General features: G+C 47.6%; 16 protein-coding genes. 15 read left to right on the top strand and 1 reads right to left on the bottom strand.

Features of this window, described 5'->3' with window-relative positions:
• Positions 1-145: 145 nt before the first annotated feature.
• The 3 genes from LI114_RS09700 to LI114_RS09690 are packed head-to-tail and all read left to right on the top strand — an operon-like array spanning position 146 to position 7,358.
• Positions 146-3,286: a type I restriction endonuclease subunit R gene (locus LI114_RS09700; RefSeq protein ID WP_227220500.1), complete on the top strand. Its 3,141-nt coding sequence runs from the start codon at positions 146-148 to the stop codon at positions 3,284-3,286.
• A 3-nt stretch (positions 3,287-3,289) separates the two neighbouring features.
• Positions 3,290-4,000 carry a M48 family metallopeptidase gene (locus tag LI114_RS09695; RefSeq protein WP_227220499.1) on the top strand — a complete coding sequence of 237 codons (711 nt, stop codon included), beginning with the start codon at positions 3,290-3,292 and terminating at the stop codon, positions 3,998-4,000.
• A gap of 37 nt (positions 4,001-4,037) precedes the next feature.
• Positions 4,038-7,358: an ATP-dependent DNA helicase gene (locus LI114_RS09690; protein ID WP_227220498.1), complete on the top strand. Its 3,321-nt coding sequence runs from the start codon at positions 4,038-4,040 to the stop codon at positions 7,356-7,358.
• Positions 7,359-7,515: 157 nt separating this feature from the next.
• On the opposite strand, the gene LI114_RS09685 is transcribed toward LI114_RS09690, so the two are convergent.
• Complete coding sequence (locus LI114_RS09685; RefSeq protein ID WP_227220497.1) at positions 7,516-8,271, bottom strand: ThiF family adenylyltransferase; 756 nt, start codon at positions 8,269-8,271, stop codon at positions 7,516-7,518.
• Between the two features lie 346 nt (positions 8,272-8,617).
• On the opposite strand from LI114_RS09685, the gene LI114_RS09680 reads away from it, so the two are divergent.
• The 12 genes from LI114_RS09680 to LI114_RS09625 all read left to right on the top strand — a co-directional run bounded on the left by LI114_RS09680 (position 8,618) and on the right by LI114_RS09625 (position 21,003).
• Complete coding sequence (locus tag LI114_RS09680; RefSeq protein WP_319638303.1) at positions 8,618-9,772, top strand: ATP-binding protein; 1,155 nt, start codon at positions 8,618-8,620, stop codon at positions 9,770-9,772.
• Between the two features lie 125 nt (positions 9,773-9,897).
• The gene (gene dusB / locus LI114_RS09675; protein WP_227220496.1) at positions 9,898-10,878 is read left to right on the top strand and encodes a tRNA dihydrouridine synthase DusB; all 981 of its coding nucleotides are present in this window, start codon (positions 9,898-9,900) and stop codon (positions 10,876-10,878) included.
• Between the two features lie 2 nt (positions 10,879-10,880).
• Positions 10,881-11,717, top strand: a complete 837-nt coding sequence (rsmI, locus tag LI114_RS09670; RefSeq protein WP_227220495.1) for a 16S rRNA (cytidine(1402)-2'-O)-methyltransferase — start codon at positions 10,881-10,883, stop codon at positions 11,715-11,717.
• Positions 11,710-12,180, top strand: coding sequence for a ribosomal protein S18-alanine N-acetyltransferase (gene rimI / locus LI114_RS09665; RefSeq protein ID WP_227220494.1), 471 nt, complete (start codon positions 11,710-11,712; stop codon positions 12,178-12,180). The genes rsmI and rimI overlap by 8 nt, the downstream gene beginning before the upstream one ends.
• Positions 12,170-12,886, top strand: coding sequence for a tRNA1(Val) (adenine(37)-N6)-methyltransferase (locus tag LI114_RS09660; RefSeq protein WP_227220493.1), 717 nt, complete (start codon positions 12,170-12,172; stop codon positions 12,884-12,886). The genes rimI and LI114_RS09660 overlap by 11 nt, the downstream gene beginning before the upstream one ends.
• An 88-nt stretch (positions 12,887-12,974) precedes the next feature.
• A complete protein-coding gene (tsaD, locus tag LI114_RS09655; protein ID WP_227220492.1) occupies positions 12,975-13,997 on the top strand; it encodes a tRNA (adenosine(37)-N6)-threonylcarbamoyltransferase complex transferase subunit TsaD in 1,023 nt (340 codons plus the stop codon).
• Positions 13,998-14,005: 8 nt separating this feature from the next.
• Positions 14,006-16,528 carry a DNA polymerase I gene (gene polA, locus LI114_RS09650; RefSeq protein ID WP_227220491.1) on the top strand — a complete coding sequence of 841 codons (2,523 nt, stop codon included), beginning with the start codon at positions 14,006-14,008 and terminating at the stop codon, positions 16,526-16,528.
• Between the two features lie 55 nt (positions 16,529-16,583).
• Complete coding sequence (locus LI114_RS09645; RefSeq protein WP_227220490.1) at positions 16,584-17,435, top strand: shikimate dehydrogenase family protein; 852 nt, start codon at positions 16,584-16,586, stop codon at positions 17,433-17,435.
• A 12-nt stretch (positions 17,436-17,447) separates the two neighbouring features.
• Positions 17,448-17,945 carry a shikimate kinase gene (locus tag LI114_RS09640; RefSeq protein WP_227220489.1) on the top strand — a complete coding sequence of 166 codons (498 nt, stop codon included), beginning with the start codon at positions 17,448-17,450 and terminating at the stop codon, positions 17,943-17,945.
• A 15-nt stretch (positions 17,946-17,960) separates the two neighbouring features.
• Entirely contained in the window at positions 17,961-18,821 is an 861-nt protein-coding gene (locus LI114_RS09635; protein ID WP_022126790.1) for a pyridoxamine kinase, read from the top strand.
• Between the two features lie 198 nt (positions 18,822-19,019).
• A complete protein-coding gene (locus LI114_RS09630; RefSeq protein ID WP_227220488.1) occupies positions 19,020-19,298 on the top strand; it encodes a hypothetical protein in 279 nt (92 codons plus the stop codon).
• A gap of 109 nt (positions 19,299-19,407) precedes the next feature.
• Positions 19,408-21,003, top strand: a complete 1,596-nt coding sequence (locus tag LI114_RS09625; RefSeq protein ID WP_227220487.1) for a peptide chain release factor 3 — start codon at positions 19,408-19,410, stop codon at positions 21,001-21,003.
• Positions 21,004-21,028: the final 25 nt, after the last annotated feature.

The following is a 21,028-nucleotide window of genomic DNA, read 5'->3' as shown; positions in this document are numbered from 1 at the left end:
CAGAAAATCGGAGACTATTTCCGTAACCTTGATTTCCTTATCACCCTTCATCAGCGTAAGTGTGATAAATATAAAAGCATAAAAGCAGGATTGATCAGAAGACTTTTTCCATGAAATAACAAACACATTAAGGAGGAATGTACGTATGAGTATCGGTGATACCGAGAGAACCACGCAAAATCGTGTAATTGATTTCTTTAAGAACAGAAATATCCTCGATTATAAATATATAGGCAACCTGAAAGACAGAGCAAATAAAAATATCCGAGAAGACCGACTTCGTGCGTACCTTCACCTTAGCGGTTATAGTGAAAGGCTGATAGACGGTGCTGTTTCCGAACTTATAAAGGCTGCTGATGATATGATACATGGGCTTTATGATGCTAACCACAAGGTCTATACGCTGCTGAAATACGGTGCCAAGGTCAAGGAAACTCCCGAAAGCTCCCCTAAGACGGTTTACTTCATTGATGTTGATAACCCTACAAATAATGATTTTGCAATAGCCGAGGAAGTAACGGTTATTGACCGTCAGGAGAAAAGACCCGACCTTGTTATTTATGTCAACGGCATCGCTATGGCAGTTATAGAGCTGAAAAAGAGCAGCGTGTCCGTATCAAATGGTATCAGGCAGAACCTTACCAATCAGAAGGACGGCTTTATTGCATCATTCTTTACCACAGTGCAGTTTTGTATGGCAGGCAATGAAATAGAAGGTCTGCGTTACGGCACTATTCTGACGGGTGAAAAATACTATATGGAATGGAAGCCTGACGGATTCCATGAAAACGAGGACGAGCGTGATCCTGAAGATGCACGTATTATGGAATACTGCGATCATATTGATAACCTCCTGCTTCAGCAGCTGTATCAGATGTTCGATAAGAAACGCTTTATAGACCTCATTGAGAATTTTGTAGTTTTCGATAAGGGCATTAAGAAGGTATGCCGCTATAATCAGTTTTTCGGCATAAAGCGTACTCAGAACAGATTAGCAAAACAGCGTGGCGGTATTCTATGGCATACTCAGGGCAGCGGTAAAACGTTGACAATGGTATGGCTGTCAAAATGGATCCTTGCCAATTGTAAAGAAGAAAATCCTCGTGTGCTTATCGTCACCGACCGTGATGAACTGGATGAGCAGATCGAAAAGACATACATTGGTGTTGATGAAAAGATCACCAGAACCAAGAGCTGTGATGATCTGCTTCGCAAGCTGAATTCCTATGACAGTTCACTCTTATGTTCATTGGTGCATAAGTTTGGTCGCCGTGGCGGAGAAGCTACTGAATCCGATTATGACAAGTATATTGATGAGTTGAAGAAGTCGCTCCCTGCTGACTTTAAGGCAAAAGGAAAGATATTCGTCTTTGTTGATGAATGTCACAGAACGCAGTCGGGCAAGCTACACGCAGCAATGCAGGCAATCATGCCGGATGCGATATTCATCGGATTTACAGGAACACCGCTCCTGAAAAAGGATAAGAAGACAAGTATAGAAGTGTTCGGCACTTATATTCATACCTATAAGTATAACGAAGCAGTGCGTGACGGTGTTGTACTTGATCTGAGATATGAATACAGAGATATCCCCCAGGAGCTCAGTGCACATGACAGAGTTGACCAATGGTTTGATGTTAAAACACGTTCTCTTTCAAGCAGAGCTAAAGCAAAGCTGAAAGAGAAATGGGCAAGTATGCAAAAGATATATAGCTCACGTTCAAGACTGGAACGTGTGGCATGGGATATTATTCAGGATTTTGATTTGAAGCCTCGCCTAATGGACGGAAACGGAAATGCAATTCTCGTTTCAGATTCGATCTATACTGCTTGCAAGTATTACGAGATTTTTCAGCAAAGAGGTTTCAAGAAGTGTGCGATCATCTCCTCTTACACTCCGCAAGCCGGTGATCTGAGAACTGATACTGTAAGTGCTGATGATGAAACTGAGACTTTTGAAAAATACGAGATATATCTCCGTATGTTAGGACTTGATCCTGATAATCTTCCTGAAAAGCTTTCAATACAGAAAAAAGTCGAGGACTTTGAAAAAGATGTTAAAGATAAGTTTATCAACCAGCCTGCAAACATGAAACTGCTCATTGTGGTTGATAAGCTGCTCACAGGATTTGATGCTCCGCCGTGTACATACCTGTATATTGATAAGAGTATGCAGGATCACGGTTTGTTCCAAGCCATTTGCCGTGTTAACAGACTGGATGGTGACACAAAGGAATTTGGATATATTGTTGATTACAAGCAGCTTTTCGGAGATTTAAAGAATGCGATGGACACCTATACATCGGGTGCATTTGAAAACTATGATCCGGAAGATGTTGATGGACTTATCAAAGATAGAAGTTCTGAAGCAATCAAGCATTTCAATGAAGTCTATGACCAGTTGGAAGAACTATGCGAAGGCGTAGAAGCTCCAAAGGGCGATTTACAGTATATGCATTATTTCTGCGGAGAATCCGGCATGAGCGAAGAAACTGATGAGATCTATTCTCGTCTCAGAGAAAGGCTGTATAAGCTTGTAAGCGGTTTAGTTCGTGCATTTGCAGAAGCCAAGCCATACATGGTTGATATTTATACTGCCAAAGAAGTATCTGCATACGATGAAAAAGTAAAATTCTATGTTGAGCTGAAACAGACAATCGGAAATAAAAGCGGAGACTTCTTGGATTTTAAAGCTTATGAGCCGGATATGTGTAAACTGATTGACAACTATATTACAGCTTCAGATAGCGTTAAAATCGGTGAATTTGATGATCTAACACTACTTGATTTCGTAACAGAACAGGGAGAAACCATGACCGAAGAAGATGCCCCCTCAGATAAAAAAGAAGGAGCAGCTGAAGCGATTGAAAATAATATTCGTCGTAAAATGGTAGAAAAAGTTGCGGTCAACCCTAAGTATTATGAAAAGATGTCAGCAATACTGGATGAGCTGATTCAAAAAAGGAAGCAAGGCGTTATCTCTTATAAGGAACTCCTTGAGGAACAAATAAAACTTGCTAAAAATGTTGAACATCCGGAACAAAATGAAGACTATCCTGAAAGCATAAGAAAAAGTAAGGCTTTGCAAGCTATATACGATAATACTGACGGTAATGAAATATTAGCAATCAAACTTCATAATGCTGTTCTTAGCAGTAAAATGAGCGGATTCCGTGGTGATCCTATAAAAGAAAACAGAATAAAGAAAGCTTTATTCATTATTCTTAATGATGATTCTGAAGTCGAAAGATTATTTAAAATCATTGAAAAGCAGGAGGAATACTAATATATGACTATTGTGATTTCTGGTATACCTATTGATATCCATAAAAAGAATATCAAGAATATGCATCTTCAGGTCAAGCCTCCTGATGGACACGTCGTTATCTCAGCTCCGGCATCTATTGATGATAAGGCAATAGAAATATATGCCCGAACAAATCTTATTTGGATCAAAAAACAGATTGAAAAGTTTCAACATCAGGCAAGAAGCACTAAACGTCAGTATGTAAGCGGAGAAACGCTTTTCATATGGGGAAAACAATATTATCTATCCTTTCAGCCTAATTCACAAAAGAACGGATTTGAAATAAAAGGAGATAAGGTAATACTCTCTATGCGTGAAGAAAGTACAGTAAAGCAAAGAGAAAACTATGTGCGAGAGCAGTACCGTATCTTACTAAAAGCGGAAATTGAAAGATTACTTCCGAAGTGGGAAAGGCTTACTGAGCTATACTGTGATTCTTGGCAAACCAAATATATGTTAACTCGCTGGGGAACTTGTAATACAGAGAAGAAAAAACTATGGTTTAATTTACAACTTGCACAGAAACCAATCGAGTGTTTAGAGTATGTAATATTGCATGAACTTCTCCATTTAAAGGAACGTACACATAATTCAGTTTTTATTTCATATATGGATTTGTACATGAAGGATTGGCGGGCTGTACGAAAAGAACTTAATGATTTAAGACTAGATTATTATAATACGGTTGAATGATGCGATTGTTTGCCTTAGGCAGAGAAAGGAGTAAAAAATGTTAGATCAGCCCAAAGAACTAATAGAAAAGCACATAAAAACGCATACTGAAAGATCAGCAGAAGACGAAGCTGCTGTCTCTACATTAGAATTCTTTTTTCGTTCAAATGGGCGGATTAACCCATTATTTGCATCTAATGATAAGTGGCCTAATACTGATGGAACGTTTGAATATGTAGCAGATCCTGATGTATCAAGGCGACCTAAGCAAAATTTCTTTGTTCAGATAAAAGGATCTCATTCATACAGAGAGGATAATGGGAAAATCAAATATTCACTGCAAAGTCTTGGTTTTCCTGCAACGATGGCTATGGATGTCACCTTAGACCCCGGAATACTCTTTGTTGTACTTTATCCTGATGAAAGAGGCTCTGAGCGTGTTTTCTGGAAATATATGTCCGTAGACTATATTAATTCGATTGATTTTTCCAAAGGTAGTACAACTGTTGCTTTTGAGGCAGAAGAGGAAATTTTTAATACCGATGAAAGTATTATTGATTTTTGTAAAAAACTTGATCGTATAATTGAACATCATTCATTTGTAAATAAGCTTAGTTCAACTCAGCTTAATCTTGATGAGATCAAAAGAATTGTAATGGCTTGTAATAGGTCGATAGTCAGAAGTATTGATACAATAGAAAGCCTTGGCGCAACTAGAGATGAAGTCTCACAAGATATTCTACCGGGATTATATGATCTTTGTAGAGCGGCTCTTTTACTAAACTCTTATAATCTTGGATGCTCAAAGCCAAATCTTCAATTAGCATATGAACAAGCTCAACTCGATTTGAGAACTAAATATCTTGCTAATTTTTTAAGAGGATTAAAGTATATTGATTGCCGTATTCCGGAAGATGGTCAATCTGAAAGATTGATGCCAAAATACTATAACTTCATGTGGCAGATTAGAGAATTTTTTAATAATATTTACAAAATTTCAATCTTGCAAAATCTTGAAATGTTTCCACTTAATACAGATCAACTTGACAACGAGTACTATAACATAGTTGCAAAAGCTATTGAATCTACGGATTTATCACCTCATTCTGTGGAAAACACACGTTTTTATGTTCAAAAGAAAACACCATTTTATGTTGGCACCGAACGCTATTATGAAATCACCTTGCAATTAGCCAATAAATATGCTACTAAATTTAATAGAATAACTGTTTATTCAAAGCAGAATATTTCAACTGGTTATTCAATTAATATTGGCTATACCGACACAACGATTGATTTATGGGGTATTGCTTCAAATATAAAAATCATCACAAACTGGAGGGTATCCATTGCACCTACTTGTTTAAACAAACTTGGAAGAATATTAAATATTCCATTAAGGTTGAATGCAAACTATGGCGAGTATGCTGAATTAATGAGTTTTCTCACCAAAACGGGAATGACGTTGCTTGATCTTATTGATTTACAAGAAATGGATTTCCATTCAATTATCGATCAAATATATTGTAATACAAACACTAAACACTTTAGAGAAGTGATTGAGATATTGAGAAGAGATTATTCTTCCGACTCCGTAATATTTGGAAAAAATGTTGTTCGTTATCTTTTGATTAATCTTCGTGAAAAAAGTCTAATTGATGTAATGCCTAATAGATTCACAAAAATGCTAGCTGGTTCCCCTCTTTACCTTGCATCAGGATGTCGTCCATTTGAACGCAATCCGCTTCTAGCAAATTTACCACATAGTAAAACAGCTGAAGTTAGTATAACAAAAATACTTAGTGCATCTGGAACAGAAAAGATCAATATTCTTTTACCATATCTAAGAATAAGAAATGCGATAAATAAATCGGGTGAATTATATTTCAAAGCAAGCGAAATTGCTTCAGATAAATCCATTAACGATTATAATGAGTATTTAGTTGAGTGGGAGCAAGATCAAGGATATAGCATAGTAAATGATAGCGGCTTAGTTACAATATCTGCCTATGAAACCATTACACTTAAGATTCTACAGAGATTGTTAGATTTTACGCAAGCAGGAATTAAAGGTCAAAAAGAACTAAACGCACGATTTATAAAAGATCATTCAGCACTCTTTGAGAAGGTTGATGTTTCCAAGCAAAAAGCAATTAAATATGCTTTTGTTAATTCAAGAATACTGTTGATATATGGTGCTGCTGGAACGGGTAAAACAACACTTATTAATTATATATCTAGTCTTATGCCCAAATCAAAAAAGCTTTTTCTTACTAAAACACATGCTGCCATTCAACACCTTCAAAGAAGAATTGATAATCCAGGATCAGATTCTGATTTTATTTGTATTGATAGTTTTACAAGAAGAGTTAATTTGCCAGATTATGATATTATTTTTGTAGATGAGTGCAGTACAATAGATAATCGAACAATGCTTAACTTTATTAGTAAAATTAGTTCGGATTCATTGATTGTCCTTGCAGGAGACATCAATCAAATCGAATCTATAGATTTTGGTAACTGGTTTTATTATGCTAAAGATATTATAACTACACATGGAGCTAACGTTGAATTACTTGATACTTGGCGGACTCAGGAAGAAAACTTACTGAGCCTATGGGAAGAAGTAAGGAACAATGATGTTAGAATCACCGAAAAACTCGTCATAGACGGATCCTTTTCAAAGGAAATAGGATCAGATATTTTTACTTCTGATGTTAAAGATGAAGTTGTTTTATGCTTAAACTATGATGGGAAATTCGGGTTAAATAATATAAACAGTTATTTCCAAAATGCAAATCCAAATGGAGAAGCTATAATATGGCAAAGCTGGAGGTTTAAAAAGGGAGACAAAATCCTTTTTAATGATAACTCTCGTTTCACATACCTCTATAATAACCTTAAAGGAATTATTGTAGACATTGAAAAGACAGACGATCAAATAGCATTTATTATTGATGTCGAAACTATAATCACTGAACAACAGTGTAAATCAGACCAGATTGAGTATATTGACACACTTGATGAAAAAACTCGGATTAAACTTATTGTATATGCTTTCGATGAAGATGAAATTGATGACGAGGAAGATGCTAAGAAGACTATTATACCTTTCCAGTTAGCATATGCCGTTTCGATTCATAAAGCACAAGGCTTAGAATATGATTCTGTAAAAGTTGTTATTCCGAGCGTTAATACCGAAAAAATAACAAAAGGTGTATTTTACACAGCGATAACTCGCACAAAGAAAAAACTAACGATTTACTGGAGTTCCGAAACGATGGAAGCAATTATATCAGGATTTTCATCTGAACATAATGGTTTTAAAAGTCTGGAAATCATAAAGAATAAATTAGTTCAGACCACTAGTTCCAGTTAAATCTAATAACGGAAGCCGCTTCTTCTATGTAAAAAGACAGATACCTCTCTTGTGGAAGTATCTGTCTTTCATTTTCATAGCTCGCTGTTTTGGTCTTAATATAGTAGTTGGGATTATACTGCTATATTAGCGCCGCACTTTCAGCCGCTTGATTTTTTTATTTGCCTGCAATGTCCTTTATGACCTCGCCCGCGATTATCAGACCTACTACCGAGGGTACGAACGCCGTCGAGCCGGGTATGTCGCGGCGAACGGTGCATTTTCTCTCCGTGCCGGGCGGGCATACGCAGTGGTTTCTGCAAGAGATCTCCATGTCGTCGATAGGACGAATGGGCTTTTCTTCCGAATATACCACTTTCAGCTTCTTGATTCCCAGTTTGCGAAGCTCGTAACGCATTACTTTCGCCAGCGGACAGACTTTCGTTTTGTAAATATCAGCCACGCGAAAAGCCGTCGGGTCGAGCTTGTTGCCCGCGCCCATTGAAGATATTACGGGCACGCCCGCCGCGTCCGCGCGCTTCACTATCTCCAGCTTGCCTGTTACCGTGTCGATGGCGTCGATGATGTAGTCGTACTGCGTAAAATCAAATCGGTCGGCGGTGTCGGGCATATAAAAGCACTTGTGCGCCGTGACCTTTATGTCGGGGCAGATGTCGTGCACGCGCGCCTCAGCCACGTCCACCTTGTGCTTGCCGATGGTGCTGCGGGTCGCGATTATCTGGCGGTTCAGGTTGGTCAGACATACTCTGTCGTCGTCGATGAGGTCGAGCGCGCCGACTCCGCTGCGTGCGAGCGCCTCTACCGCGTAGCCGCCCACGCCGCCAATGCCGAACACCGCAACGCGGCTGTTTTTCAGCTTCTCCATAGCTTCTTTGCCGAAGAGCAGCTCAGTTCTCGAAAATTGATCCAGCATTTCTATTTCTCCTTTTAGTTCATGATCGTTCATAATATCATAACATATTTGCCGCGTAAATTCAAGCTGTATTTTAAGATATTTATTAAATTTTCTGATAATTCCTATTGAAAAGATAGGGTTAATGTGATATACTATATTAAAAGGCAACACCGCACAACTACCGCCTATCGGCTTTGTGTACGCCTTGCTTGCATATTGTTCCGTCATATTGCACTAAAACTCCTAGGAAAGCGCTAGCTTGCCGTCGTCGTTTTAGTACAATCTGACGAAAAATCTGACTACGCAATTCGCACACAATAGTTGCGCGGTATTGCCTAAATGATTTCAGAAAACAGGTGTATGTATGATGAATATGGTAAGAGATAGTATTACATTGGCGGAGCTTTCGCAGCTTACCGCCGAAAAAGGCTGCCTTGTTATCGACATTCGCAACGCTGATGAATTTGAGTACGGGCATATAAACGGCGCGGTGAATATCCCGCTCGCCGAGCTGGAGGAGCGCGCCGAGAGCCTGCCTGCCGATAAGCTGCTCGTGGTCTGCTGCAAAAGCGGTCTGATAAGCGACCCCGCCGCCGAAAAGCTTCGCGAAAAGGGTCTGCCAGCCGCAAACCTCGCCGAGGGCTACTACGGCTGGCTGCGCGTGAAAATGGCTGAGGAGGTCAACTTCGCCGAGAAAGCCGCCGCGGTCGAGCAAAGCCTGCACACCGAGTTTCGCGAGAGCATTTACGAGAAATTCAAGCAGGCGATAGAGAAGTACCGGCTAGTTCAGGCAGGCGACCACATCGCCGTCTGTATCTCGGGCGGCAAGGACTCGATGCTGATGGCGAAGCTTTTTGGCGAGCTGAAAAAAGAGGGCACGCTAGATTTTGACGTGACATACCTCGTGATGGACCCCGGTTACAGCCCGCAGAACCGCGAAGTTATCGAGAGCAACGCCCGCAGGCTCGGATTCCCGATAAAAGTTTTTGAAACCAATATATTCAATTCCGTCTATAACGTGGATAAGAACCCCTGCTACCTCTGCGCGAAAATGCGCCGCGGACATCTTTACAAAAACGCTCAGCTCGCGGGCTGCAACAAGATAGCGCTGGGCCACCACTACGACGACGTTATCGAAACAATATTCATGAGCATGATATACAGCGGTCAGATACGCACCATGATGCCGAAGCTGCACAGCCAGAATTATGAGGGTATGCAGCTTATTCGCCCGCTGTACCTTATCCGCGAGGAGGAGATAAAGCGCTGGCGCGATCACAACGATCTGCACTTCATAGCCTGCGCCTGCCGTTTTACCGACACCTGCACCACCTGCAACCCCACGGGCACAGGCTCGAAGCGCGTGGAGGTCAAAAATCTCATCGCTGAGCTGAAAAAGACCACCCCCGAAGTTGAGGAGAATATTTTTCACAGCATCGAGAACGTAGACATCGACAAAGTTATCTCCTACAAGATCGACGGCCGCGAGCACTGGTTCGACGGCGTAGCGCACAAATAATGCACACAGGCAGGCTTTTTTACCTGCCTTTTTTGCGCCGAAAAATTTGACATAAAGCGACTGGTGTGATATAATTAAAAGTGTATATGCAGAAATTAAAATAAGGAAACGGAAACGAATAATTTATGGATAAAATTTCTATCGGCGGCGTTGAGATAGAGCGCACGGCCGCCCTTGCGCCAATGGCTTCGGTGGCGGACAGAGCCTATCGGCTTATGTGCCGCGAGTACGGCGCGGCCTATTTGGTGAGCGAGATGATATCTGCCAAAGGGCTTTGCTACGGTGATAAAAAGACGGCTAAAATGTGCGCGGTGGACGAGCGCGAACGCCCCTATGCCCTTCAGCTTTTCGGCGAGGACGCGCCCTCTGTCGCGCGGGCGGCGTATATGCTCAATCGCTTTGAGCCTGACATAATTGACATAAATATGGGCTGCCCCGTGCCTAAAGTAGTCGGCAACGGCAGCGGCTCGGCGCTGATGAAGACCCCCGCGACGGCTGAGCTGATAGTGCGCGAGGCGGTGAAAAACGCCAACTGCCCCGTTACCGTGAAGATACGCGCGGGCTGGGACGAGGATAGCATAAACGCTCCCGAATTTGCAAAGCGCATGGAGCAGGCGGGCGCTTCGGCGGTCGCGGTGCACGGCAGAACGCGGCGGCAGATGTACTCGGGCAAGGCAGACTGGGGCGTTATCGCGGCGGTAAAGCAGGCGGTGAGCATACCCGTTATCGGCAATGGCGACGTTGACAGCGCGCAGGCATGCGAAAAAATGTACCGCGAAACGGGCTGTGACCTTGTAATGGTCGGCAGAGGAAGCTATGGCAGACCTTGGATATTCGAGGAGATACGCGAATATCTGCAAAACGGCAGCCTGCCGCCCGAAAAAAGCGTAGAGGAAAAAATGCAGATAATGCTGCGCCACACCCGTATGCTCATCGACGAAAAGGGCGAGGGGCAGGGTATGCGCGAGATGCGGCACAACGTGATATGGTATGTAAAGGGTATGCACGGGGCTGCGGCGCTGCGGCGCGAGTGCTCAGAGCTTACCGAGTACAGCCAGCTCGAGCGAATGGCGCGCGAGATGATCGAAAGAAATACGGAGAACTGAAAATGGGTATACTATATATAGTCGGCACGCCGATAGGCAATCTGGGCGATATGACTTACCGCGCGGTGGAAACGCTGAAAGAGGTAGACTTCATCTGCGCTGAGGACACGCGCGTTTCGGCGAAGCTGCTGAATTATTTTGACATAAAAAAAACGCTTATAAGCTACCATGAGCACAACGCTCAGGCGGCGGGAGCGGGCATAATAGCGCGGCTTGCGGCGGGCGAGAGCGCGGCTATAGTCACCGACGCGGGAATGCCCTGTATATCAGACCCCGGCGAGCTGCTGGTGAAACAGTGCGCCGAGAGCGGCATAGAGGTGCGAGTAGTGCCCGGCCCTACGGCGGCGATGTCGGCGATAGCGGCTAGTGGGCTGAACAGCAAAAATTTCAGTTTCCGCGGATTTCTCTCGGTCAACAAAAAGCAGCGCAGCGCCCACCTCGCGGCGGTAAAGACCTGCCCCGATACGCTGATATTTTACGAAGCGCCGCACAAGCTGCTCAATACGCTGGAGGATATGCTGAAATTTTTCGGCGACAGGCGTATAGCGCTCTGCCGAGAGCTTACGAAGATACACGAGGAGATAATCCGCACGACCCTTTCGCAGGCGGTGGAGTTTTACACCGAAAACAAGCCGAAGGGCGAGTTCGTGCTTGTGGTAGAGGGCGCACAGACGGCTGACGAGGCGGCGGATACGCTCGAAAGCGCGCTGGCGCAGGTGAAAGGTCTGGCGGATAACGGTATGCGCCCCGCCGACGCCTGCCGCGAGATAGCTAAGGTAACGCCTTACTCAAAGGGCGAGCTTTACACGGCGTATCTGGAGGGCAGAGGCGATGAGTGAGCTTTCGCTGCTGCCGATGAGCGAGGATAATTACACCGCTGCCGCGCAGATAGAGGCCGAGTGCTTCGCCGACCGCCCGTGGACGGCCGAGCAGTTTCACGAGGAGATAACGCTAGATTTCTCGCGGACATTCATAGCCTACCTTGGCGGCGAGCCTGCGGGATTTGTGAATATATGGCTGACACCGCCGATGGCGATAATAAACAACATCGCCGTGCGCGAGGGCTTTCGCAGGCGCGGGATAGCGCAGGCTATGATAAACGCGGCGCTTGGCGAATGCGGCGAATGCAGCTCGCTGACGCTTGAGGTGCGCGTTTCAAATCAGCCCGCCATCGCGCTTTACGAAAAGCTGGGATTTTCGCAGGTGGGCAGGCGCAGGGATTTTTACGAAAACCCGCGTGAGGACGCTTTTATAATGACGAAATTTTTTAGGAAAGGGGCGGCGGAGCAGGATGCCGAGTGAGATAAAAGGGCTTTCCGTCGAGCAGATCGGCGGGGTAAAGCTGCACATTTCGGCGGTGCACCGCTTCGGAACTGACGCTTTTTTGCTGGCAGATTTCGCCGCGCCGCGCCATAAAGACACCGTCTGTGACCTTTGCAGCGGCTGCGGGATAGTCGCCGCCGTGATGTACGAGCGCTTTCGCCCGAAGTCGATAGAGGCGGTGGAGATCGACCGCGAGGGGTACGAGCTGATGACGCTGACGGCGGAAAGCTCGGCTCTCGAAAATTTCAAGCCCGTCTGCGGCGACCTGAAAGACTGGCGTGCGGAGCGCGAGCTTGACCTCATCACCTGCAACCCGCCGTACAAGCGCGACGGAGCGGGCATAAAAAGCGCGGGCGAGGTGGCTCTGGGCGCGCGGCACGAGGTGCTTTGCAGCTTTTCAGACGTTTGCAAAGCGGCGGCGCGCTCGCTGAAATACGGCGGCAGGCTTTGCGTTTGCAACCGTCCCGAGCGGCTTTGCGACATGATGTGCGATATGCGCGCGGCGGGGATAGAGCCGAAGCGTATGCGTTTTGTGTCCAAAAATCAGGACAGTATACCGTGGCTGGTGCTGTTGGAGGGCAGAAAAGGCGGCAGCCCGTTTTTGCAGGCGGAAAAAAATTTCTACACGCAGACGGCTGACGGCGGCATATCGCCCGAGCTGGCGGCGGTGTATGGGCTGGGGTGAGCGCAATGCGACCCACAGGTTCAGTTTAGGACAATCACGCTAATATAGATCAAGAGTACAAAAATATGTACAGTTAGGAATGACGGTTATGAAGATACTGGGAATAGAAAGCTCCTGCGACGAAACGGCGGCGAGCGTTGTCGAGGACGGCAAAACGGTGCTATCAAACATAGTTTCGAGCCAGATCGACGAGCACAGGCTTTACGGCGGCGTAGTGCCCGAGATTGCTTCGCGCCGCCACGCGGAAAACATTGGCTGGGTGGTACGCGAGGCGCTTTTGCAGGCAAACTGCACCCTCGCCGACATCGACGGGATAGCCGTGACATACGCGCCGGGGCTTATCGGCGCGCTGCTGGTCGGCATAAGTTTCGCGAAAGGGCTGGCGATGTCGAGCGGCATACCGCTGATACCCGTGCACCACATCGCGGGGCACATCGCGGCGAATTACATCACCCACCCCGAGCTCGAGCCGCCCTACCTCTGCCTGGTCATCTCGGGCGGGCACAGCCACATCATCGAGGTGCGCGACTACACGAAGTACCACGTTATCGGCAGAACGCGCGACGACGCGGCGGGCGAGTGTTTTGACAAAGCGGCGCGCACGCTGGGTTACGAGTATCCCGGCGGAAAATTCATCGACGCGGCGGCGAAGCTGGGCGATCCGAATGCTTACAAACTGCCGAAGCCGAAGATACCGAACAGCGAGTTTGATTTCAGCTTTTCGGGTCTGAAAACGGCTGTCATAAACACCGTGCATAACGCCGAGCAAAAGGGCGAGCAGCTGCGCCGCGAAGATATGGCGGCTTCGTTCCAGAAAACGGTAGCAGACACGCTCGTTGAACGCACGATGGCTGCTGCAAAAATGCTGAGCAGTAAAAAGCTGGCTATCGCAGGCGGCGTTTCGGCAAACAGCGGCGTGCGCGGTGCGTTTGAAAAAGCCTGCGCCGATCGCGGGGTAAAGCTGTATATGCCCGAACTGAAATATTGCGGCGACAATGCGGCGATGATCGCTTGTCAGGGTTACTACGATTTTCTTGCGGGCAAGCGCGCGGACGAGAGCCTGAACGGCATAGCTACCCTTTCGCTGGATAAAATTTCTGAGGAGCAGTGAGGTACAAAATGAAAATACTGGCAATTGACGGCAACAGCATCATGAACCGTGCGTTTTACGGCATAAAAGCGCTTTCGACCTCAAAAGGCGAGTACACGAACGCGCTCACGGGCTTCATGAACATCTATCTGAAAGAGCTGGAAGCGGTGCAGCCCGACTGCGCGGCGGTGGCTTTTGACCTCAAAGCGCCGACCTTTCGCCACAAGTCTGACGCGGCTTACAAGGCGAACCGCAAGGGCATGCCGCACGAGCTGGCACTGCAAATGCCGCTGATAAAGGAAATTCTGGCAGACCTTGGCGTGAAAACGCTGGAGTGCGAGGGTTTTGAGGCGGACGACATTCTCGGCACGCTCTCGGAAATTTTTGGTAACGGTGACGAATGTGTTATCCTAACGGGCGACCGCGACAGCCTGCAGCTCGTCAGCGAGAGCTGCACCGTGCGCCTTGCGACCAACCGCGAAACGGTGGTCTACACACCCGACAAATTCCGCGAGGATTACGGGCTTGAGCCGATACAGCTTATCGAGCTGAAAGCGCTGATGGGCGACAGCTCGGACAACATTTCGGGCGTAAAGGGCATAGGCGAAAAGACAGCTGCGGCGCTGATAAAAGAGCAGGGAAGCGTTGAACAACTGTACGAAAATTTGGACAGTATGAAGTTGACGCCGTCCGTCCGCAAGAAGCTGGAGAGCGGTCATGAGGACGCTGTGCGCAGTAAATTCCTCGCGACCATCGTGAAAAATGCGCCCATCGAGCGCGACACGGCGGCGTACACCTTCGGCGAGCGCAAGGACGACGAACTGAAAATGCTGCTTTCGCGGCTGGAAATGAACAAACTTATGGCAAGGCTGGGGCTTACAGGCAATGCTGAAAACGCTCCTCAGCCTGTCAAAACAGACGATCTGCCGCCGCTGAAAACGGCTGAACTGACGGCGGATAACCTGCCGAACGGCAAGTCGGCATTCACTTTTGACGGCAAAAAACTTTGCGTTCAGAGCGGCGAAACGGTTTATCATACTGACGATGAGCAATTGATATTGAAATACTTTACAGCAGAGGGCGAGAAAGTCTGCTTCGACGGCAAAACTGCGCACCGCTGGGCATTTGAGCATGGCGGAGAGCTGCGCGGGCTAACGTTTTCGTGCGATCTGGCGGGGTATCTGCTGAACTCGCAGGCGAGCGAATACACGGCGGAGAACCTTTGCTTGGCTTACAGGGTGGCGTACCGAGCGGATATGGGCGAATTTGCCGACGTTTGCTCGCTCATCGCGCTGGCTGAGCGGCTGACGCAGGAGCTTGAAGCGGCAGATATGACGGCATTATATAATGACATAGAATTGCCGCTTTGCGAAACGCTGGCTTCGATGGAATATTATGGCGTAGACGCAGACGCGGACGGAATACGCGCTTTCGGCGACAAATTGAATGAAAACCTCGGCGAGATCACTGACGAAATATACCGATTAGCGGGGCAAGAGTTTAATATTTCCAGTCCGAAACAGCTCGGAAAAGTGCTATTCGAGGATCTCAGGCTGCCGTGCAAGAAAAAAACGAAAAGCGGCTACTCGACCAACGCCGAGGTGCTCGAGTCGATCGCGAACAAGCACCCCATCGTGCCGATGATACTAGAATATCGCACGCTTTCCAAGCTTTCCTCGACCTACGTCGACAGCCTGCTCAAGCAGATACACGCCGACGGTCGGGTGCACAGCATCTTCAAGCAGACGGAAACGCGCACGGGGCGCATCAGTTCGACCGAGCCGAATATGCAGAATATACCTGTGCGTAAAGAACTTGGCAGAGAAATGCGCCGATTTTTCATCGCGCGCGAGGGCTGTCTGCTGGTGGACGCCGACTATTCGCAGATCGAGCTGCGCGTGCTGGCTAGCGTTTGCGGCGACGAAAATATGCAGCAGGCTTTTTTGAGCGGCAGCGACATTCACACTTCGACCGCCGCGCAGGTTTTCGGCCTGCCCGAAGATTTCGTTTCGCCCGAGATGCGCTCGGCGGCTAAAGCTGTAAATTTTGGGATCATTTATGGCATTGGCCCGTTTTCGCTCTCGAAAGACATCGGCGTTTCGGTCGCAGAGGCTAAGAAATATATACAGAGCTATTTGGACAATTATCCAAAAGTTACAGAATTTATGAATAAAACTATTGCAGACGGCGAGAAAAACGGCTATGTATCTACAATTTTTGGCAGACGGCGCTACATTCCAGAGCTTTCGGCGTCGAACAAAAACGTGCAGGCGTTCGGCAAACGCGCGGCGATGAACGCGCCGATACAGGGCGCGGCGGCGGACATAATCAAACTCGCGATGGTGAAAGTCTATCGGCGGCTGAAAGCAGAACTGCCCGAGGTGCACTTGATCTTGCAAGTGCACGACGAGCTGATCTTGGAAGCGCCCGAGGCGCAGGCTGAGCGGGCGGCGGCGCTGCTGAAAGAGGAGATGGAGGCGGCTGTGAAGCTGGCTGTTCCACTTACAGTAGATGTTCATACAGGCAAGAGCTGGTATGACGCAAAGGGCTGATGTGCAAGCCAATATTGTGCTAGTTTATATAGAAAACTGGAAAGGAATGGTAGAAATGGAAAGAAAATATGCAATTCTTGGCGAAACTTTGAAACACACGATGTCGCCGCCGATACACAAGGCGCTCTTCGATCTGCGCGGCAGAGAGTTCTCGTATGAGATAATCGAAGTGCCGCCCGCAGAGCTTGCGGCTAAGGCTGACTATCTTGATTCGCTCGCCGGCTACAATATTACGATACCCCACAAAATGGGAATTATCGAGCAGATCGACAAGCTTGATGACACCGCAAAACGTTACAACAGCGTGAATTGCGTGAATAACAAGGACGGCGTGAGCACGGGTTACAACACCGACTGCGTTGGTTTTTTGGAAACTATCCGCGCGATGAACGTTAATTTCGGCGGCAGAGTACTGCTCATCGGCTGCGGCGGGGTTGGCAGAATGATGGCGATAGAGGCGGCGCTTGCGGGTGCTGACCTGACGATCGCGGTGCTTGAAAGCGATATGCCGCTTGCCGAGCAGGCTGTTAAAGAGATCAAGGTAATGAAATCTGACGCTAAAATCAGTATTGTGCTAAACACGGCGGTCGATACGTCGGTGAAGTTCGACCTGCTGATGAACGCCTGCCCTGTTGGAATGTATCCGAAGGTCAACGCTTGCCCCGCTACGGACGAGATGATCGCAGCGAGCGATGCCGTTTTCGACGTTATTTACAACCCCGGCGAGACGCGGCTTTTGAAGAAAGCGGCAGAGATGGGCAAGAAAACCTCCGGCGGTATGGCGATGCTGGTTTGGCAGGCGGTCAAGGCGCACGAGATCTGGGACGGCGACCGCTACACTGACGAGGAAGTCGCCGCGATAATCAAGGAAATGCAGGCGGAAGTTGACCGCGATTTCCCGCTTTAAAGGGTGATACATATGATAAAAAAGAACAGACCCGTTTACCTCTGCGGCTTCATGGGCTGCGGTAAATCGACCATCGGCAGGCTGCTTGCTAAAAAGCTGGGGCGCGAATTTGTTGACCTTGATGACTACATCGAGCAGCGCGAGGGCATGAGCATACCGCAGATCTTCGAGCAACGCGGCGAGAACTATTTCCGAGAAGTGGAAACTGTGGCGCTTTCTGAACTTTCTGCCGCTGCGGGCGTTGTCGCGACGGGCGGTGGAACGCTGCTCAAAAAAGAAAATGGCGACCGGGCGAAGAGCATGGGCACGGTTGTTTTCATCGACGCGCCGTTCGACATTTGCTATGAGCGAATCAAGGGCGATAAAAATCGTCCGATCGCTTACAATTCCACGCGGGAGCAGCTTTTCGACCGTTACGAACAGCGCAAGCCCCTTTATAAGGAAAATTCAGATTTTTCTGTCAACGGCAACGCCGCGCCAATGCAGATCGTCAGCGATATTTTAGACTAAAGCGGGAGATTTTACATGAAAAGACTGGTTACTATACAAGATATATCCTGCTTTGGCAAGTGCTCTTTGACAGCTGCACTGCCTGTTATCTCGGCGATGGGCGTCGAAACGGCGGTCATTCCGACGGCGGTGCTATCAACGCACACGGGCAGCGGTTTCTCGGGCTACACATTTCATGATCTGACGTCAGACATACCCAAAATATCAGCACACTGGAAAAAGCTAGGGCTAAAATTTGACACGATCTATACGGGATACATCGGTTCGTGCGAGCAGATCGAGGTCGTGAAGCGTTTTATCAGAGATTTTCGTACCGATGAAACGCTTGTCGTCGTCGACCCGGTGATGGGTGACGCGGGGCGGATGTACGCGGGTTTTGACGCAAAATTCGTTGAGTCGATGCGCTCGCTTTGCTCTGTCGCCGACTGTATTTTGCCGAACGCGACCGAAGCGGCGCTGCTGCTGAACAAGCCTTATGACGAGATCGCGGGGTGCGAATCGCCCGAGGAGCTGCGCGAAATTTTGCGTAAATTGACGGGACTGGGCTGCAAAAACGCTGTGTTTACAGGCGCTTGCAGCGACCCTGCGCTCAACGGTGCGGCGGCGTACAGCGCGCTGAACGAGGACTTTTTCATAGCGACCTGCGAGAATATCGACGGCAGCTACCACAGCACGGGCGACATTTTTTCGAGCGTGGTGTCGGGCGGAATGACCCTCGGCATGGAGCTGAAAACGGCGGTAGAGCTGGCGGTGAATTTCACGCACGACTGCATAAAAGCGACGCAGCCGCTTCGCGAAGAGTTGTTTTACTCGGTGCGGTTCGAGCCGTGCTTGGGTGAGCTGGCGAGGGCTTGCGAAGGGTTTATCGACAACTGACGGCTTTTTATAGATCTATGTAAATTTGTGCACAAATTCTGCATAGAATTGTTAAAAATCTTTGTAAAGAAAAATTAGCAAATCAAAAGGATAAAAGTTCGGAAAATTATGCACCTTTATTCATGCAAAACAAGTACCCTTGGAATATAATATATTTAGAAAATATTATTATATGAAATGTGAAGGAGGACTGCTGCGATGGATGAACTGCGTATTCTGAAATATGAGGAAAATTCGGTGGGCGGCGAGTTGCTGCACGTCAGAAAAGTAGCGCTGGGCGAGAGCATTCTGGACATCTGCGTCAGCTCAGACCTCGCAAAACTCGACCTTTACATAAACGGCGTGCTCGCGATGCGGCAAAAAAGCAGCGGTATCTTTGATTTTGTGCTGCCAAGACCCGCGCAGGGCAGGCTGCAAGTGCGCATCTCACCCGCTAAACAGACCAACATTTTCCATGAACTGACATTTGATATATGAGATAGGCGCCCGAAGCCTCGCAATTTGCGAAAAACTTCGCGGCGCCCTTGATTTTTTTGCGCAAATATAGTATAATAGTATAGATATTATGTTTTTTGGAGGAAAATCAATGGCTGATTTAGTTGAAGAGATAAAAAGGCGGCGCACCTTCGCGATAATTTCGCACCCCGACGCCGGTAAGACCACGCTTACCGAAAAATTCCTGCTGTACGGCGGAGCAATCGCGCAGGCGGGCGCTGTTAATGGCAAGAAGAATTCGCGCCATGCAGTTTCTGACTGGATGGAAATTGAAAAGCAGAGAGGGATTTCCGTAACTTCCTCGGTAATGCAGTTCCAGTATGGCGGTGCTTGCATAAATATTCTGGACACACCGGGACATCAGGACTTTTCGGAGGATACCTACCGCACGCTGATGGCGGCGGACTCCGCTGTCATGGTCATCGACGCTTCAAAGGGTGTTGAAAATCAGACGAGGAAGCTGTTTAAGGTATGTGCAATGAGAAATATACCCATTTTCACCTTTATTAACAAGCTTGACCGTGAAGCCCGCAATCCGTTTGACCTCATCGAGGAGATCGAGCAGGAGCTAGGTATGCCGACCTGCCCCATCAACTGGCCGATAGGCTCTGGCAAGGATTTCAAGGGCGTTTACGACCGCCGCAGCCGTCACGTTATTTATTTTGACCCTACGGGCGGCAGCCACAAGGTCTCCGCGACCGAAGCCGACCTCACCGACCCCGCTCTTGCCGACATTCTCGGCGAGGTGAATTACGAAACGCTCAAAGACGACATTGAACTGCTGGACGGCGCGAGCGACGAGCTTGACCTCAAGGCGGTGCACGGCGGTAAGCTTTCACCGGTATTTTTCGGCTCAGCGCTGACGAATTTTGGCGTTGAACCATTTCTGGAAGAATTTCTCAAAATGACCCCGCCGCCACTGCCCAGAATGTCGAACGACGGTGTTATTGACCCATTCTCACCCGATTTTTCGGCGTTTGTTTTCAAAATTCAGGCAAATATGAACAAGGCTCACCGCGATAGGATAACTTTCATGCGCGTTTGCTCGGGTAAATTCGACAAAGATATGGAAGTTTTGCACGTTCAAGGAAATAAGAAAATGCGTCTTTCGCAGCCGCAGCAGATCATGGCGCAGGAGCGCGAGATAATTGACGAGGCATACGCGGGCGACATCATCGGTGTATTCGACCCCGGCATTTTCTCGATAGGCGATACGGTCTGCTCACCGAAACATAAATTTACATTTGAGGGTATACCCACCTTTGCACCGGAACATTTCATGCGCTACCGCTCGAAAGACACGATGAAGCGCAAGCAGTTCGTCAAAGGTATCACGCAGATCGCGCAGGAGGGCGCTATCCAGATCTTCCGCGAGCCGCTGATGGGCATGGAGGAAGTCATCGTCGGCGTTGTCGGCGTGCTTCAGTTCGACGTTTTCGAGTACCGAATGAAAAACGAGTACGGCGTCGAAATGCTCAAAGAGGGGCTGGGTTACTCGTTCATCCGCTGGATCGACAGCGCGCCGTGCGAGCCGAAGGACCTTAAGCTCAGCTCTGACACCAAGCTCGTGACCGACCTCAAGGAAAATCCGCTGCTGCTTTTCACCAGTGAATGGAATATTAGGTGGGCGCTGGAACGCAATGAAGGCTTAGAGCTTTCGGAATTCAACCGCGGCGACCTCCAGTGATCTGAACTATGAAATTTCGCTGCTA

Source organism: Ruminococcus sp. 210702-SL.1.03, from assembly GCF_020559915.1.
In the GTDB taxonomy this organism is placed as follows: Bacteria; Bacillota; Clostridia; order Oscillospirales; family Ruminococcaceae; genus YE71.
The sequence above is the reverse complement of the archived record's forward strand: the minus strand, read 5'-3'. Positions and strand labels throughout refer to the sequence as shown.

What these genes read in the sequence shown, in the direction of transcription:
- LI114_RS09695 (WP_227220499.1), top strand. Translation starts at nt 3,290, where the DNA reads ATGACTATTGTGATTTCTGGTATACCTATTGATATCCATAAAAAGAAT.
- rimI (WP_227220494.1), top strand. Translation starts at nt 11,710, where the DNA reads ATGAGTGAGCTTTCGCTGCTGCCGATGAGCGAGGATAATTACACCGCT.
- LI114_RS09680 (WP_319638303.1), top strand. Translation starts at nt 8,618, where the DNA reads ATGATGAATATGGTAAGAGATAGTATTACATTGGCGGAGCTTTCGCAG.
- LI114_RS09660 (WP_227220493.1), top strand. Translation starts at nt 12,170, where the DNA reads ATGCCGAGTGAGATAAAAGGGCTTTCCGTCGAGCAGATCGGCGGGGTA.
- polA (WP_227220491.1), top strand. Translation starts at nt 14,006, where the DNA reads ATGAAAATACTGGCAATTGACGGCAACAGCATCATGAACCGTGCGTTT.
- LI114_RS09645 (WP_227220490.1), top strand. Translation starts at nt 16,584, where the DNA reads ATGGAAAGAAAATATGCAATTCTTGGCGAAACTTTGAAACACACGATG.
- LI114_RS09690 (WP_227220498.1), top strand. Translation starts at nt 4,038, where the DNA reads ATGTTAGATCAGCCCAAAGAACTAATAGAAAAGCACATAAAAACGCAT.
- LI114_RS09630 (WP_227220488.1), top strand. Translation starts at nt 19,020, where the DNA reads ATGGATGAACTGCGTATTCTGAAATATGAGGAAAATTCGGTGGGCGGC.
- LI114_RS09635 (WP_022126790.1), top strand. Translation starts at nt 17,961, where the DNA reads ATGAAAAGACTGGTTACTATACAAGATATATCCTGCTTTGGCAAGTGC.
- rsmI (WP_227220495.1), top strand. Translation starts at nt 10,881, where the DNA reads ATGGGTATACTATATATAGTCGGCACGCCGATAGGCAATCTGGGCGAT.
- tsaD (WP_227220492.1), top strand. Translation starts at nt 12,975, where the DNA reads ATGAAGATACTGGGAATAGAAAGCTCCTGCGACGAAACGGCGGCGAGC.
- LI114_RS09640 (WP_227220489.1), top strand. Translation starts at nt 17,448, where the DNA reads ATGATAAAAAAGAACAGACCCGTTTACCTCTGCGGCTTCATGGGCTGC.
- LI114_RS09685 (WP_227220497.1), bottom strand. Translation starts at nt 8,271, where the DNA reads ATGCTGGATCAATTTTCGAGAACTGAGCTGCTCTTCGGCAAAGAAGCT.
- dusB (WP_227220496.1), top strand. Translation starts at nt 9,898, where the DNA reads ATGGATAAAATTTCTATCGGCGGCGTTGAGATAGAGCGCACGGCCGCC.
- LI114_RS09625 (WP_227220487.1), top strand. Translation starts at nt 19,408, where the DNA reads ATGGCTGATTTAGTTGAAGAGATAAAAAGGCGGCGCACCTTCGCGATA.
- LI114_RS09700 (WP_227220500.1), top strand. Translation starts at nt 146, where the DNA reads ATGAGTATCGGTGATACCGAGAGAACCACGCAAAATCGTGTAATTGAT.